This window comes from Streptomyces sp. NPDC055078 (assembly GCF_053607985.1).
In genome coordinates this window covers 1-17758 of sequence record NZ_JBSGUP010000026.1, presented here as the reverse complement: position 1 = coordinate 17758, position 17758 = coordinate 1, and the positions used below count along the sequence as shown (strand labels likewise).

The 17758-nt window shown below is 74.6% G+C and carries 2 protein-coding genes; both read right to left on the bottom strand.

Features of this window, described 5'->3' with window-relative positions; all coding sequences use genetic code 11:
* Positions 1-183: 183 nt before the first annotated feature.
* The gene (locus ACWF94_RS04350) at positions 184-10632 is read right to left on the bottom strand and encodes an SDR family NAD(P)-dependent oxidoreductase (RefSeq protein ID WP_453484546.1); all 10449 of its coding nucleotides are present in this window, start codon (positions 10630-10632) and stop codon (positions 184-186) included.
* Positions 10633-10635: 3 nt separating this feature from the next.
* Positions 10636-17622, bottom strand: coding sequence for an SDR family NAD(P)-dependent oxidoreductase (locus tag ACWF94_RS04345; protein WP_453484544.1), 6987 nt, complete (start codon positions 17620-17622; stop codon positions 10636-10638).
* Between the last annotated feature and the right edge of the window lie 136 nt (positions 17623-17758).

The following is a 17758-nucleotide window of genomic DNA, read 5'->3' as shown; positions in this document are numbered from 1 at the left end:
GAGCGGGTACGGATCGGGCCGCGCCCCCGTCCTCGGCGGAAGCGTAAGCGGAAGCAGAAGTCGAAGCAGAAGTCGAAGCCGGCGCGGGTGCCGCGCGGTCGGCGGCCCGGAGGCGGGCGGTCGCGTCGGCGATCGACAGCTCACCTCGGCTGACCTGTTCGAGGATCTCGCGCCGGTTCCTCTTCATTCGGCTCCGTCCAGGATTCTGTCGGCCTCGTCGACCGAGACTTCACCGTTCCGGAGCGAGCGCAGCAGGTCCCGCACCTCGTCCGGAGGGCTCTCGGGGCGTCCGGGCAGCGGCTCCGCCCAGTGCCGCACCGGGTCGAACGGATAGGTGGGCAGCGACACCCGGCGTGGTGTGCGCGGGCCGGGCGGCGGTGACCAGACGGCGCCGCCGCGCACCCAGCCGCGAGCGCCCTCGACGGGATCGGACCCCGCCCGGTCGCCCGGCTCCGCCGGAGAGAGTGTGTGGCCGGTGAAGACCCTGGTGTCCGGCCGCCCGTCCAGATGGCGGCCGAGTGCCTCGGTCAGCTCGGCGGTGGTCGTGACCACCGCGGCGAGCCGGTGCGCCATCGCGTCCCGGCCGGCCCGGAGTGTGAACGCCAGGTCGGGCAGGGGAAGCTGTGGCACGCCGTCGGCGGCGCGGGTCCGGAGGAAGTCGTACAGCTCGCGGACCCGGACGGACAGCCGCTCCTCGCTGCGGGCGGACAGCACCACCACTTCCGGGCCCGGCTCCACCGCTGCGGCCGCGGGCCGCGGGTACTCCTCCAGCAGCACATGTGCGTTGGTGCCGCCCATGCCGAAGGCGCTGACTCCGGCACGCCGGGGTGCGGCCACAGGGTCCGGGGTGGTCCAGGGGGTGAGCCTGTCGACGATGTGGAACGGGCTGCCCGCGATCTCCAGCAGCGGGTTGGGCTCGGAGAAGTGGATGGTGGGCGGGAGGGCTTGGTGGCGCAGCGCGAGGACGAGTTTGGCGACTCCGGTCAGTCCGGCGGCCGCCTCCAGATGGCCCATGGCGGACTTGACGGTGCCGACCCCGCACCAGGGCGCCACCGGTTCGTTCTCGGGCCGGCCGGTGAGGGTGGCGAACGCCGTGCGCAGTCCGCGGATCTCGATCGGATCGCCGATCTCGGTGCCGGTGCCGTGGGCCTCGACATAGCTGACGGTACGCGGGTCGACACCCGCCGCCCGGTAGACGGAGGTGATCAGTCCGGCCTGCGCGGCCGGGCTGGGCACGGTGAGCGAGCGCGCCCGGCCGCCGTGCGAGACTCCGCTGCCGCGTACCAGCGCGTGCACGGTGTCCCCGTCGGCGACCGCCCGGGCGAGCGGCTTGAGCAGCACGGCCACGGCTCCCTCGCCCCGCACCATGCCGTTCGCCCGCGCGTCGAACGCCGCGCACCGGCCGTCGGGGGACATGACTCCCAGCTGGCCGAGGGCCACGAACACATCGGCGGTGAGGAACAGATGCACCCCGCCGACGATCGCCGCCTCGCACTCGCCGCTCCTGATACTGCCGACCGCCCGGTGCAGCGCGGTCAGCGAACTGGAGCACGCCGTGTCCACCGCCTCGCTCGGTCCGAGGAGGTCGAGCTGGTACGACACCCGGTTGGCGATCATGCAGTGGCCGTTGCCGGTCATCACATGGCCCTCCCGGTGCCGGCCGGCGCGCTGGAGCTGCCAGTCGTAGTCGTGGGAGGTGGCACCCACGAACACACCGGTACGGCTGCCCCGCAGCTCGCCGGGCGCGTGGCCGGAGTCCTCGACGGCCTGATAGGCCGTCTGGAGCATGATCCGCTGCTGGGGGTCCATCAGTTCGGCCTCCAGCGGCGTCATCCCGAAGAACTCGGCGTCGAACCGGTCGACGCCGTCGCAGAACGAACCCCATCTGCTGTCGACGGTCCCCGTCGTGCGATACGGATCGCCGTACACCTCACGCCAGTCGAACCGGTCCGCCGGCACCTCGGTCACCAGATCGTCGCCCGCGCTCAGATGCCGCCACCAGCTCGCCAGGTCCGGCGACTTGGCGAATCGGCCGGCGATACCGACGACGGCGACCGGATCGTCCGTCCGGTTCGCTGCCGGGGCGCTCACCGGGGCGGGCGGTGCCTTCGGTGCCTCGGCCGGCCGCTGGGTGCGGCGGGCGGTCAGATGTGCGCCCAGCGACTCCAGCGTCCGGTGCTCGTAGAGCAGCACCCGGGGCAGGGGGCCGAACTCCGGCTCCAGACTCCGTACCACCTCGATGGCGCTCAGTGAGTCGATGCCGTACGTGCCGAAGTCGGCTCGCGGGTCCACCGTTTCGGCCCCGACCCCCAGGAACCGGGCGAAGGCCCCGCGCAGTCGCCCCATGACGTCGTCGGGCGCCACCGCCCCGACCGCGCGGGCGGGGACGGCGGTGGCCGTCCCGGTCGCCTCGGACATCCCGGTCGCCTCGGACATCCCGGTCGGCGCGGATATCCCGGTCGGCGCGGGTCCGCAGGCTGTGCCGGAGTCCTCGGACGACCGGGAGGTCTCGGGTTCCGTCACCTCGGGGGCGACCGTTCCCGTACCGACGGCCTCGCAGAGGAGTACGGCGTTGTCGAAGTCGGCCTCGTCGCCGGTGGCGCCGAGGGCCCACAGCGGACCGAAGCCCTGGCGTGCCGCGGCCTGCCGCCAGCGCGGCACATCCAGGAAGGGGGAGTGCGGCAGCCGTTGTCCGGTGTCCACTGCCGACCAGTAGCCGGGCAGTGGTCCGATCACCGCCGTCATCGCGGCGCGGACGCGGGTCACCTCCTCCAGCACGAGGAGGCCGCCGTCGGCGAGCAGCCGGCGCAGCCCGGCCAGGGCGGCGTCGATGTCCCGGGTGGCGTGGACGACGTTCGCGGCGAGGACGATGTCGGCGGAACCGGCGGCGAAGCCCTGTGCCTCGGGGTCGCTGTCGAGATCCAGCCGCGCGAAGCGGAGGCCGAGCGGCGAGGAGGCGAAGCGGTCGCGCGCCGTACGCAGGAAGTGGGTGGAGACGTCGGTGAAGGTGTACTGCGTACGGGCCGGTTCACCGGCGAGGGCGTCGAGCACCCGCCGGGTGGTGCCGCCGGTTCCGCCGCCGACCTCCAGGATGCGCACCGGGCGGCCCGGCTCACCCGCGCGCAGGGACCGTGCCCGGTCGGCCACGGTCCGTGCCACGAGGGCGTTGTAGTGGTCGACGAGCGGGTTGTCGCCGTAGACCCGGGCGAGCAGTTCGGAGCGCCCGTCCGAGAAGTACAGTTCGAGCGGGTCCAGCCCGCCGGTGAGTATCTCGGGCAGCCGGGGGAGGCAGACGCGTACCAGCTCGCCCCACGCGGACAGTTCGGGATGGTCGGCGACCAGCGCCGCGACATCGGAATCGAGACTGTGCGTGCCGGTCGTCGCGGCGAACGGCGTGGCCGGGGCTTCGGCAGTGTTCGCGGTGGGACCGGCGGCCGACGGTTCGGCCAGCAGGTTGGCGAGCGCGTCCGCCAGCCTGCCGTGGGCGGCGGGGTCGGCCAGCCGTTGCCGCAGCCGGGTCGCGGTGAGCGGCCCGCCGTCGTCCAGGAAGCGGCGGCACCACCGCAGTACGAGCCGGTCCAGCCGGTCGAGCCCCTCGGCGGCCCGCTGTCCCGAGAAACCGCTCCGGGCGACATGGGCGGCCAGTTCCCGGGCGAGAGCGGCGGCGGTCGCCGGTGCCGGAGCCCGGGCAGGTGCCGGTGGCGAAGCCGGTGCCGGAGTCCGGGCAGGTACCGGTGGCGAAGCCGGTGCCGGAGTCCGGGCAGGTACCGGTGCCGGAGTCCGGTCCGTCGCCGCGTCGGGCGCCGGACCCGATGCGGCCGCACCCTCATCGAACCAGTGCCGCTCCCCGGCGAAGGGGTATGTCGGCAGCGGCAGCCTCGGCAGATCCTGGACGGGCAGTGTGCTGTCCTCCCCCGCGGTCCAGCGGCGGGCGGCGCTCAGCAGTGACCGGGGGGCGTCGTCCCCGCCCGCCACCCGCCCGGCGGCATCGCCCTCGGCGAGCGAATCGAGATGGTGCAGCAGCGCGGGCAGCGAGTCCGCGACGACGGCCGCCCGTACGGCCATCGGCTCGCGGCCGTGGTACAGCGTGGCCGCGACCCGGTCGAGCCGTGGCTCGCCAGCGCCCGCGAGGAACGCGCGGTGCCGGGCGGCCAGTTCGCCCAGCCGCCCGGCGTCGGCGGCGGAGAGCACGAAGACGAGCGGTCCCCCGGTGGGCTCGGGGAGCCGCCGGGCGGGCGGCTCCTCCAGTACCGCGTGCGCATACGATCCGCCGAAGCCGAACGAACTCACGGCGGCCCTTCGCGACCCGTCGGCGGCCGGCTGCCAGAGCACCGGTTCGGTGTTGATGTAGAGCGGACCGCCGTCCAGCGCGCAGGCGGGGTTGAGTTTCTCGTGCGCCGGCATCGCCGGGATGAGCCGGTGCCGCATCGACAGCACGGTCTTGACCACGCCCACCAGTCCGGCGGAGCCCTCGGTGTGGCCCAGATGGGCCTTGGCCGAGCCGAGGGCGCAGAAGCCGCTCCGGTCGGTGAAGTGCCGGAACGCCACGGTCGCCGCTTCGAGTTCGAGCGGGTCGCCCAGGCTGGTCCCGGTGCCGTGCGCCTCCAGATAGGTCAGCGTCGCCGGGTCGACGCCGGCCGCCCGCCAGGCGCGTATGAGCAGTTCCGTCTGGCGCCGCGGGCTGGGGGCGGTGACCGTGCTGGCATGTCCGCCGTGGCCGGCCGCCGACCCGCGGACGACGGCGTGTACGGGGTCGCCGTCGGCGAGGGCGCGTTCCAGCGGCTTGAGCAGTACGGCCACGACCGCCTCGCCCGGGACGTAGCCGTCGGCCCTCGCGTCGAAGCTGTGGCAGCGGCCGGACGGGGAGAGCGCGCCCAGCGCCGAAGCACGGAGATAGTGCTGGGGGCTGAGGATCAGATTCGTCCCTGCCGCGAAGGCCATCTCGCACTCGCCCCGCTGGAGCGCGGCGACCGCCAGGTGCAGTGCGTACAGCGAGGACGAACAGGCGGTGTTCACGATCATGCTGGGGCCCGACAGGTCGAAGACGTACGACGGGCGGTTCGCGGTCATGGCCATCGAGGTGCCGGTGACGTCGAAGGGGCCCAGCGTTCGCCGGTACCGGGCGAGTTCCTCGTCGTAGTCCTGGAAGCACTGGCCCACGTAGCTGCCCGTCGCGGACCCGCGGAGCCGCTTGGCGACCCCGGCGTCCTCGGCCGTCGCGTACATCACCTCCAGCAGGAGACGGAGTTGGGGATCCATGCTGTCGGCCTCGGCGTCGCCGATGCCGAAGAACCGCGCGTCGAAGCGGCTGGGGTCGCGGATGAAGGCACCGTGCGCGCAGGGGGTCCCGTCGGGCCGCTCCCCCGTGGGGTCGTGATACGCACGGTGGTCCCAGCGGTCCGGCGGCACGGGTGTGACCAGGTCGCGGCCGGCCGCGAGGTCGTCCCAGAAGCCTGCGAGGTCTCCGCCGCCGGGGAACCTCCCGGCCATCCCGATCACCGCGACCGGCTCCGGAGGTCCGCCCTGTGCCCGGCGGGGAGGGGTCCCGGCGGCGCGCGCGGATGCGGGCCGCCGCGCCATCAGCGCCCGCGGGTGCTCGCGCGCCAGGAACCGGGTGAGATCGGCGGCATTGGGGTGACGGAACAGCGCGGTGGCGGGCACCTCGACGCCGAGTGCGGTCTCCAGCCGCCGCGCCAGCCCGACGACATCGGCGGAGGACAGGCCCATCTCCATGAAGTTGGCGTCCACGGCCGCGGGGGCTCCGACTCCGTCGAGTGCCGCCCGTACGACCGCGCCCGCGGCGTCCTCGATCGCACCGAACGGTTCACCGGCCGTCGGCGCGGGGGCAGGCACGGCAGTGGGCACTGCGGTGGACGCGGCAGTGGGCGCGGTCGTCGGTACGGCGCCGAGGGCGGCATCGGGGGCGGCGGCGAGCGGGAGCCGCTTCGCGAGGCGGGCGGCATCGCCGTGCAGTACGACGAGTTGGTGGCCGTGATGGCCGTACGCGGCCTCCAGCGCGGCGAGACCGTCCTCGGTGGCCAGTGGCCGCGCACCGGTCCGCGAGAGCACCAGCTCCGCCACGGCGGGGTCGATGCGCATGCCTCCGTCGCGCCACAGGGGCAGATTGACGGCGAGGGTACGGCCGCGCCGGTCGCCGCGGCGGCGCAGGCTCTCCCGCCAGTCGGCGAACGCGTCGAGATAGCGGTTGGCAGCGGCGTAGTCAGCCGCGCCGGAACTGCCCGTCACGGACGCCACGGAGGAGTAGAGGAGCAGATAGTCGAGGTCCGCCTCCCGGGTCGCGAGATCGAGATTGACCGCGCCCAGCACCTTGGGCGCGAGCACCCGCCGCATCCCGTCGGCGTCCTTGTTGACGAGCAGCGCGTCCGCCACGACGCCTGCGGCGTGCAGAACGCCGGTGAGCCTGCCGAACCGCTCGGTCACCTCGGCCACCGCCCGGCTCACCGCTTCGGGATCGGTGACGTCCGCCGGTACGTAGCAGGCGCGCGCGCCGAGGTCCGTCAGCTCCCGGATCGCCTGGGCCGAGGCCGGGCCCGCCGGGGAACGTCCGAGCAGCGCCAGGCGGACGCCGGGGCTCCGGGCGAGCCGCCGCGCGGTGTGGCGGCCGAGACCACCGAGACCACCGGTGATCAGATAGACGCCGCCGGGACGGGAGAGCGGGGCGCGGGCGGGACCCGGGGAGAGCGGAGCGAATCCCAGCACCTCCCGGCCCCCGGCGCCGTGGCGCACCTCGGTCTCCGCCAGGGCGTGATCGGTGGATTCGGCGGGTCCCGCACCGTTCACCGCCGTCCCGCCGTTCACGGCCGCCGCGGCGCTCCGGGCTTCCGCGAGCAGGGTGGCGGCGGTCGGCGGCCCGGCCGCGAACCGGACCGTCCTCAGGGCGAGCGCAGACTGTTCCAGCCGGATGCTGCGGGCGAAGCCGCCGACCGCCGCACAGACGGGTGCGTCCTCGGCGGCCGAGTAGCCGAAGACGACCGGGAACGGAGCCGTACGACCGAGCATCCATGCCCGGCAGAGCAGCATCGGCGACATCAGTACGCCGATGTCGGCGAGGCCGGGACCCGGCCGCCGGGCGGTGGCGGCGGCCACCTGCCACAGATGCAGCAGGGCGGCGGGTTCGGTGCCCTCCGCGCGGAGTTCCGCCGCCAGGGCCTCGTAGTGCTCCGGGGCACCGGGGGAGATCTCGCGGTCGTCGTCGGACAGCCGGGCGTAGGACGCGCCGGGCCGCACCTGGATGACGCGCCGGCATTGGTTCCGCAGCGCCGCGACCCTGGCGTCGTCGGTGTCGAAGGCGACCAGGACGGACTCCCGCCAGGTGCCGGCGGGTGCGGCCGACGGCTCGGGGTGCCAGCGGGGTTCGTAGAACAGGGTCCGCACGGCTTCCGGCCCGTCCGCCGCCCGGAGGGACGAGGGAACGGGCGGGGACGGAGGCGCCACCGCCTCGCGCCGCTGCCCGGCGTCGCCCGCACCGAGCCAGTAGCGCCGCCGGTCGAAGGGATACGTCGGCAGCGGCACCCGGCGCGCTCCCGGGTGGACGGTCAGGGGCGGCCCTTCCGGGGCGGGCACACCGCGGCCCGCGGCCACCTCGTCGAGTGCCATGGCGAGCTGTGCCGTGCCGTCCCCCCGCAGCGCGGCCCGGTGCTCCATCCTCCGGCGGCCGTCGCGCAGGGTGCGGGCCACATCGGCCGGCGACAGCCCGGGGTGGGCCCGCAGATGACGGGCGAGCCGGGCGGCCATCCGGCGCAGTTGCTCTCCGGTCCGGGCCGAGATCTCCATCTCGTACGGCCCCGGGGCCACTTCCCCCGCCCGCGCGGACCGGGTGTCCGCGTGTGCCGCGTGTGCTTCGTGTCCCGTGTATTCCGCATGTTCCTCGTGTTCCGTGTATTCCGTATGTTCCTCGACGATCAGGTGGGCGTTGGTGCCGCCCGAACCGAAGGCGCTGATCGCGGCGCGGCGGGGGGCGATACCGCCGGTGACGGGATCGACGGGCGCCGGCCAGGGGGCCGGGTCCTCGGGCAGATGGAACGGCGTCGACGCGAACCGGATGCCCGGGTCGGGGCCGTCCGCGAGAGGTGTCCCGGGAAGGGTCCGGTGCCGCAGGCACAGCAGCACCTTGGTGAGGGCCGCCATGCCGGCCGCCGCCTCCAGGTGCCCGACACTGCTCTTGGCCGATCCGACGGCGCAGTAGCCGCGAGCCGTGGTGCGCCCGCCGTACACCTCGGTGAGCGCCTCCACCTCCATTCTGTCCCCGAGCGCACTGCCGGTGGCGTGCGCCTCGACATAGGTGATGGTCTCCACCGGGACGTTCGCGGCGTCGAGCGCGGCGGACACGACCCGGGCCTGCGCCTGCGGGCTGGGCACGGTGAACCCCGCGGTACGGCCGCTGTGCCGCAGGGCCGATCCTCGGATCACCGCGTAGACGTGGTCGCCGGACGCCTCGGCGTCGGCGAGTGGCCGCAGCACCACCACGCCCACGCCCTCCCCCGGCACATAGCCGTCCGCGCCCTTCCCGAACGGGCGGGAGCGGCCGTCGGATGAGAGCAGGCCCAGCTCGGCCAGGCGCCGGTACTTGTAGGGGTGCAGCGTGAGGTTGACCCCGCCGGCCACCGCCGCCGCGCACTCCCCGCGCCGGATGCTCTCGGCGGCCAGGTGCAGGGCGGTCAGCGCGGAGGAGCAGGCGGTGTCCACGGTGAGGCTCGGACCCTGGAAGTCGAGGGTGTACGCGACCCGGTTGGCCAGCGCGGAGAACCAGGAGCCCGCCGCCTCGGGGGCGCCGTCGCGGCTGCGGTCCAGGCCGTGCAGCACATAGTCGTTCCACATCACCCCCGCGAAGGTCCCGACGGCGTGCCCGGTCTCGGCCGACAGCCCCTCGGGGGTGTGTCCGGAGTCCTCCACCGCCTCCCAGGCGGTCTGGAGGAACAGCCGCTCGTGCGGGTCCATCAGTGCGGCCTGCCGACCGTCGATACGGAAGAACTCCGGGTCGAACTCGGCGATGCCGTCGCAGAACGCGCCCCGGGTCCCCGGCTCGGCGTGCCAGCGGTCGGCCGGCACCTCGCCCAGGCAGTCGCGCCCCTCGCTCAGCACGGTCCACAGATCAGCGGCGGTGGGGGCTCCTGGATAGCGCCCCGCCAGGCCGGTGATCGCGAGATCCCCGGGCGCGGCCGACCGCCGGGCGGGCCGCGCCCTTGTCTCTGCCTTTGCCTCTGCCTCCGCCGACTGGGGCTGGGGCTGGGGCTGGAGTTGCGGCTCCGCAGGGGAAGTGGGCACCGTACGCGTGCCAGGCGCGGAACCGGGCCCCGGCTCCGTACGAGACACAGGCTCGGCCTCCGCACCGGTCACCGGCACCGGGTCCGGCACCGTGACCCCCTCCGCTCCCAGATGGGCGGAGAGCGACCGCACGGTCGGATACTCGAAGAGAAGCGTCGGATAGATCTGCCGGCCGAGCCGTTCCTCCAGCGCGGCGGCGATCCCCAGGAGCGCGACGGAGTCCAGCCCGAGTTCGTAGAAGCCGCGTTCGGCGTCGACCTCCGTGCCCGGTGCGCCGAGGCGTTCCCGCACCAGCGTGGCGACCAGTTCCGTCAGGGCGTCGGCGCCCGGGGCCGGTTCCGGGACCGGTGCCGGCGTGGGCGTGGGCGCGGGGGCGGGGGCGGCCGGCCCTGAGGGAACCGGGACGGGAGCGGTTCGGGGCGTGGCGTCGAGCAGCCGGGTGATCTGGTCGGCCGACCGGATGCGCTTGGCGCGGAATCCGGTCATCCGGGCGATCGGCCCGCCGTGGAGGTCGAGTACCTCGATGTCCGCGTCGAACGTCTCGGCGTCCAGCCCGCCTCCGGTCCGGCGCGGCACATGCACCAGGTTCTCGGCCGACGGACGGCCGAACGCCCGGAAGACGTCGATGGCGATCGGGATGAACGCGTGCCGGGCCCCGGCGCCCGGCGCGGGGCCGAGCAGCAGCAGGGGCACGAGTGTGGCGAAGTCGAGCACCACCGGGTGTATGTGGAACCGGTCGAGATAGGGCTCGGCCTCCGCCCCGAGCCGCATCCGGGCGAGTGCGTGGCTGTCGCCCCAGCCGACCTCGCCACCGGCCTTCATGAACCCGCGGTGGTGGATGTCGAGTTCACGGACGCGACCGTAGAGCTGGTCCACGTCCGCCGTCTCCGTGGCCGCCGCGGTCAGCCGGTCGATGTCGACGGGCGAGACCCGGCCGTCGTCGGCCGCCGGGTGCAGCAGCGCCCGGCAGTTGGTGGTCCAGGGCTCCCCGGGCCCCGGACCGGCGGGCCTGCTGCGCACCGAGACCCCGACACCGCCCCGGGCGAGCGGCTCGGTGACCGCGACCTCCAGTGTGTGTCCGGCGCTCCCCGGGACCACGGGCGCGAGGAACACACAGCGCCGCAGCTCCACCATCGCGGGGTCGATCCCCGCCCGGGCGAGCAGCCGCAGCACGAGGTCGAGCAGAAAGACACCCGGCAGTACGGGCACTGTGTGCACCCGGTGGTCCCGGACCACCGGGTCGTCGGCGGTGAGCGCGGTGGTGATACGCCTGCCGGCCAGTGACCGCAGGGCCGCCGCCACACCGCCGGAGCCGGTGGCGGGGTTGTCGTCCGCAGTCCGCTCCATGGATCAGCTCAGCTCCCCCAGCTCAAGAATGGGACGGAGCACCGGGCGGGCCGCCACGGCTCCGTTGGTGTAGGGCGCGGCGGCATCCCGCGGTCGTTCGGCCCAGTGCCGCAGCCGCCGGAACCGCGGCGGCGGCAGGGGCTCGCGCCGTACGGCGCCGGTGGCGCGTTCGGCATCGGTCACCTCGCGCAGCACCGCGTGGCAGTTGGTCCCGCCGAAGCCGAACGCGCTGATCCCGGCCCGGCGCACGCCGTGGCGCGGCTGCCAGTCGGCCGGCTCGACGTTCGGGTAGAAGGGAGATTCCCGGAAGGCGAAGCGCGGGTTCGGCTCCCCGCAGTGCAGGGTCGGAGGCAGCATGCGATGCCGCAGCGAGAGCACCACCTTGTGCAGGCTCGCCATTCCCGCGGCCATCAGCAGATGTCCGATATTGGACTTCACACTGCCGACGGCGCAGAAGCCGCGCTCGTCGGTGAAGCGGCCGAACGCCTGGGTGAGCGCCCGGAGTTCGATGGGATCGCCGATCATGGTCCCGGTGCCGTGGGCCTCCACGTACGAGACCGTCCGGGCATCCGCTCCGGCCTTGCCGAGCGCGTCGAGGACGACGTCCCGCTGCGCCTGGAGGTTCGGCGTGGTCAGTCCCATGGTGCGGCCGTCGTTGTTGATGGCGACGGACTCCACCACCGCGTACACCCGGTCGCCGTCGGCGAGCGCGCGGTCCAGCGGCTTCAGCAGGACGGCGCCGACACCCTCCCCCGGTACGAATCCGTTGGCACCGGCGTCGAAGACATGGCACGTACCGTCCGGGGACAGGGCGCGTGCCGCGCTGAGCCTCAGATACGGCATCTCGTCCAGGAGGAGGTCTCCGCCGCCCGCGAGCGCCATCTCGCACTCGCCCTGCTGAAGAGCCTGCTGGGCCAGATAGAGGCCGGTCAGCGAGGAGGAGCAGGCGGTGTCCACCACCAGGTTGGGGCCGCGCAGATCGTAGACGTGGGAGAGCTGGGCGCCGATGAAGTTCTGGTTGAGGCCGCTGGCGGTGGCCCGCGCGGGCTCCGGGATCCTGGTGCCGTAGGTGCTGGTGCCCGCTCCCACGAAGACCCCGATCCGCCTGCCGGCCAGTTCGTCGCGGGCATAGCCGGCGTCGGCGAATGTCTCCTCCGCGCATTCGAGGAACAGCCGGGTCAGTGGTTCCAGATGGACGGCGTCCTCCCGCGCGATGCCGAAGTACGCCGCGTCGAAGTCCTCGATCCCGCTGAGGAAGCCGCCCCACTTGCTGATGCTCTTCCCGCTCGCCGCCCGGGGCGCGTAGAGCGATGCGACGTCCCAGCGGGACGGCGGGACCGGGCCGACGCCCGAGCGGCCCGCCCGCAGGAGGTCCCAGAACTCCGCGGTGGTCGGTGCGCCCGGGTATCTGCCTGCCATACCGATGACCGCGAGGGGTACGGTCCGGCCGCCGGGGCCCGCCGGGTCGTCACCGCGGGCCGCCACCGGGGCGGGCGGTCCGCCCGGGTCCGGCGCACCGGGCCCGGCGGGCCGCGCTCCGACCCAGCGCGCGACACCTTCCGCATGGCGCTCCACGAGGTGGCGGGCCAGCCGGGCGACGGTCGGGTAGGCCAGGATCGACGCGGGCTCCACGGGCGCACCGATGGCGCTCTCCAGCCGGGTGACCACCCCGGCGACGAGAATCGAGTCGACGCCCAGGTCGGCGAAGGGCGCGTCGTGCCGTATCGACTCGGGGGCCAGCCGCAGTGGGCGGGCGAGAAGTCCGGCCAGCAGCGCGGCGCACCTGTGCACCAGTCCGTCGGCCGCCTCCGACTCCCCCACTGTCGCTGTCTCCGGCACCGGACCGTTCCCGTTTCCGTTTCCGGCCCCCGGTAACGGCCCGTCCGCCGCCGGGTTCCGTACGGGTTGGTTCCGTACGGGTTCGGGTGCCGGGTTCCGTACGGGCTCCGGCGCGGCGGCAGTGGTCCCGGGCCGCAGGTGCGCGGCAGGGTCCGGCGCCGCCCCGGGTGGGTCGCCCGGCTTCCCCAGGAGTCCGGCGGCGCCGGGGCGGGCCGCGACCGCGACACAGCTCGTGGGGCTCCCGTCGGAGCCGATGGTCGCGAGTGCGGCGTCCAGCAGCCCCAGCCCCTGGTGTCCGTTGAGCGCTCCAAGACCCAGCGCCCGGTAGCGCGGGCTGGTCACCTCGCCCATACCGAGACCGGTCCAGCTCCCCCAGTCGACGGCGAGATAGCGGGTGCGTGAGCCACGGCGGCGGGCACGCCGCCGGGCGTACGCGGCGAAGGCGTCGAGGGTCGCGTTGGCGCCGGCGTAGTCGCTGAGCCCCACGGCCAGCGCGGGAACGACGGCGGAGACCGAGGAGAACAGGACGACGAAGTCGGGCTCGTCGTCGGCGATCAGCTCGTCGAGGGCGAACAGGCCCTCCCCCTTGGGCTCCCAGTTCGCGGCGATCTCCGCCCAGCTCTTGTCCAGGAAGACCGGGTTGCCCGGGGCCGAGCCCGCACAGTGCAGTACTCCGGCGAGCGGCCCCAGCCGGGAGCGCACCCGGTCGAGGAAGACCGGCAGCCCGTGGGGCCCCGGCGACCGTTCGGACAGCAGTCCGTGGTGGAGCATCACCTCGGCCCCTGCCGCCTCCATCCGCCGGATCGCCCCCACCCGGTCGCCCCACCAGGCGCCGGGTTCCGGCCGCTCCGCCACGGGCAGGGGCCTTCTGCCGGTCAGGGCGATCCGGCGGGCGCCCCGCTCCACGAGCCGTTCGGCGACGGCCAGGCCCAGTCCTCCGGTACCACCGGTGATCAGATAGCTGCGGTCGGGGTGTACGGGGAAGCCCCCCAGCCGGTCCGGCCGCTCCTCCGGCGGGCGCGGAACCGTGGTGAAGCGGGGTACGGCGCGGACTCCGCCGCGGTAGCGCACCTCCGGCTCGTCTCCGGCCGCCGTCAGCTCCCGTACGGCGAGGGCCAACTGCCCTGCGGCGTCCTCCGGTCCACCGTCACCGTCACCGCCGAGGTCGACCGTGGTGGTGCGGACCGCCGCGTACTCCGCGCCCACCGCCCGCACCAGTGCGGCGATCCGCGCGCCCGCCAGACCGTCGCCGCCGGGCGTCGCTGCGCCCGGTCCCGCCCCGGAACCGGGACCGGGTGCGGGACCGGAACCGGGTGCGGGACCTTCCGGCGAGGCGAGTCCACGGGTCAGCTGGACCCATCGCACACCATCGGTGCGTCCGTGTGCGGCGACGACCTGCAGGACGCCGACCCGGGCGGCCTCGCGGGCGGGCCGCGCTCCCCCGGCGGCGTCGACCAGGTCGACGACCAGGCCGACCGGACCGTGGCGGGACACGACCAGTTCGGCGGCACGGCGTCCCGCCGCGTAGTCGTCGAAGTCCAGCTCGTACTCGTACCGGGCGAGCCGGGGAAGCGGCGACGGCTCGCGCAGTACCACCCAGTCCTCCATCCCCCGGCCGGGCAGCGCTTCGAGGAGGGGCAGAGCGAGTTCGCTGCCGACCAGCAGCAACCGCGTCGGCCGTCCCGGGAGGCTCCCCTCCGACGCGGGCACGGACGCGGGCACGGACGCGGGGAGGGACGCGGGAACCCAGTGCCGGGTGAGCAACTGCGGTACGAGCACGGTGTCGTCCCCGGCCGGCGGGGCGGGCGGTGCCGCGAATCCATGGCCCGTCGAGTGGTCGAAGGGATAGGTCGGGAAGGGAACCCGGCGGGCCTCGGGACCGGGCCCGGCCGGACGCCCGCCGGGCCGACCGGCGACCCACAGCCGGGCGGTCTCATGGAGATCTCCCGTGCCCGGCGCCCGCGTCCCCGGCGCCTCCCCGGCGGTGGTTCGTGCGGTTGTACGGGCGGTTGTACCGGCGTAAACACCCGCCGGGGCGCGGCCGTCGAGCCAGGAGTCGAGCAGGACGGACAGCTCCTCCCTGCTCGTCGCGACTATCGCCAGGCGTGCCGGGAGCACCGTGCGCCCCGTCCGGGAGGTGTGGGCGATGTCCCGGAGAGACGCGGACGCCCCGGGCAGGAATCGGCGCACTCGCTCCGCGTACACCCGCAGCCGCCCGGGATCGGCGGCGGAGAGGACGAACAGCTCCGGCCGGTCCCCCGGGGTCCGCGCGTCCCGGGCGGCCTCCGCCGGGGGCGCCTCCTCCACGATCACATGGGCGTTGGCACCACCGAAGCCGAAGGAGCTGAGCCCGGCCCGCAGGGGTACGGGCCCGCTGTCGGCGTCCGCCGACGGCCCCCATGGCCGCGCGGCGGTGAGCAGCGAGAACGGCGAACCGGACAGCTCCAGATGGGGGTTGGGCACCGCGCCCGCGGCGTTCGGCGGCAGCGTCCGGTGCCGGAGTGCCAGTACGACCTTGACCAGTCCCGCCACACCGGCCGCCGCCTCCAGATGGCCGATGTTCGACTTCACGGCGCCGAGGGCGCACCAGGCCCGACCGGTGTCCTCGCCGGGCCCGGAGAACGCCGCCCGCAGTCCGGCGACTTCGACCGGATCGCCGAGCGCCGTGCCCGTCCCGTGGGTCTCGACATAGGTGACGGTGCGCGCGTCGACGCCCGCGTCCCGCAGCGCCGAGACGACGACCTCCGCCTGCCCCTCCGGGCTGGGCGCGGTGAGCGAGTGCGCTCGGCCACCGTGCCCCACCGCGACGCCCCGGATCACGGCCCGTACGGTGTCGCCGTCGGCCAGCGCGCTGTCCAGCCGCTTCAGTACGACGGCGCCCACTCCCTCGCTGCGGACGAACCCGTCGGCCCGGCCGTCGAAGGACCAGCACCGTCCCGTCGCGGAGAGCATCCCGGCATCGCCCAGGGAGTCGAACCAGCGGGGCGATAGCAGGGCGTTGACCCCGCCGGTGACCGCCAGTTCGCACTCGCCGCCCCGGAGGGCCACGACCGCGCGGTGCAATGCGGTCAGCGAGCTGGAGCAGGCGGTGTCCACGACCTCGCTCGGCCCCCGCAGGTCCAGCAGCGAGGAGAACCGGTTGGCGATGATGCTCTGCATCGTGCCGGTGACCGTGTGGGCGGCCGTCTCCTCACCGTGGTGGGAGAGCAGTTCGGCGTAGTCGTAGAGGCTCGCGCCGACGAAGACGCCGGCCCGCCGCCCGGCCAGCGCCCGGGGGTCGTATCCCGCGTCCTCCAGCGCGTGCCAGCCCGTCTCCAGGAACAGGCGCTGCTGCGGGTCCATCAGCCGCGCCTCGCCCGGTGAGATCCGGAAGAATCCGGCGTCGAACGCCGTGACGTCGTCGAGGAAGCCCCCGTGGCGCCCGGTCCGGGCGGCGTCGAGCCGGTCCACCGGCGCCGGTCCGGTCAGACAGCGGCCGGCGAGCAGGTGCTCCCACAGACTGTCCACGTCCCGGGAGCCGGGAAAGCGGCCCGCCATACCGATGACGGCGACCGGAGCACCCGGGCGGATGCCGTCCCCCGCGAGGGCGGGGCCCAGGGCCGCACCGGGTCCGGCCCGGCGGCCCGCGTCGGTGGCCGGGGCCGGTGCGGAAGCGGCGGATGGCGCGACGCCAGGGACCGGTGCTGACGCGTTCGTCGGCTCGGCGACGGGGGCCGGGACAGCAGCGGTCGGCGGCACGGAGGCCGGTACCGGAAAAGAAACGACCGGCGGCACGGTGCCGGATGCCGGAACTGGAACACCCTGCGGTTCCGCGACCGGGGCCGGTGCGGAGGCGTCCGCCGGGGCGGCGTTCACCGCCGGGCCGTGCCGGTCCAGCAGCATTGCGGTCAGCGCGTCCACCGTGGGGTTCTCGAAGAAGACGACCGGGGTGAGCGCAAGTCCGAAGAGCTGGTTCAGCCGACCGGCGAAGTCGGTGAAGAGCAGGGAGTTGAAGCCGTACCCGCCCAGCTCCGTCCCCGGGTCGATCCGCTCCGGGGCGATACCTGCCAGCGCCCCGGCCTCGGTCCGCAGGCGCTCCCGCAGCGCGGCGGTGGCGGCCCCGGCGGCCTGCCCGGCCCCTTCGGCGTGCCCGGCCCTTTCGGCGTGCCCGAGCTGTTCGGCCCGACCTGCGGCGCGGTCGGAAGGCACTGCGGCCCCGGGTACGCAGGACACGAAACGGTCGGGCGCCGAGGCCGTCGGCGTCGCGACGCTCGTAGGCGTGACACTCGTAGGCGTGACACTCGTAGGCGCGACGCTCGTAGGCGTGAGATCCACGGTCGTGGGGGCCACGCCCACGGAGGCCGTGCCCACGGAGGCGGTGCCCACGGAGGCCGTGCCCTTGGACTCCACGGGCGTACCGGAGGACCGCGCGAGGGCCGCGCCGATCCGTTCCCGGTCCCCGTGGCCCACCAGCACCACCGGTTCACCGAGCCCGAGCGCGTACTCCAGCGCGCGCAGCGCCGCCGGGGTGCCGATGGGCCGCAGCCCGAGTGCGGTTGCGGCGAGCCTGCGGGCGGCATCCGGCATCCGCATGCCGCCGTCCGCCCAGAAGGGCCAGGCGATCGACAGGGATCGGCCGCCGCGCTCGCCACGGGCCACGGCCGCGTCCCGCTGGCGGGCGAAGGCGTCCAGGAAACGGTTGGCCGCCGCGTAGCCTGCCTGGCCCGCGTTGCCGAGGGTCCCCACCACCGAGGAGAACATGACGAGGAAGTCCAGGTCGTCGTCGGCGGTGGCCCGGTCGAGCAGGACGGCGCCCACGGCCTTGGGAGCCAGCACCCGGCGGAACCTGTCCTCGGTCTGGTCCCGCAGCGGAGCGTCGTCGGTGACGCCGGCGGCGTGGATGACGCCGTGCAGCCGCCCGAACCGTTCCCGGGCCGTGGCGACGGCGGCGTCCAGGGCCGTCGCATCGGTGACATCTGCCCGGATGTACACCAGGTCGCCGCCTCGGCCGCGCGCCGTCGCGCGCAGCCCGGCGCAGTCGTCGGGCGACCGGCCGAGCAGCGCCACGCGGGCGGCGTACCGCTCCAGCAGATAGGCGGCGAGGGAGCGGCCGATACCGCCGGCGCCACCGGTGACGAGATAGCTTCCCCCCTGGCGGAACGCCGTCGGCACACCCTCCGGTGCGCCCTGCTCCGGCTGCCGGGGGATCTCCTGCCAGTGGCGATGCCCGCGTTCCCGGCCGCGCGCGCGGATCTCGGCGGCGCCGGAGTCCAGTTCGGCGAGGAGTTCTCCGAGCGCGGGCACGGAG

What these genes read in the sequence shown, in the direction of transcription:
- ACWF94_RS04350 (WP_453484546.1), bottom strand. Translation starts at nt 10,632, where the DNA reads ATGGAGCGGACTGCGGACGACAACCCCGCCACCGGCTCCGGCGGTGTG.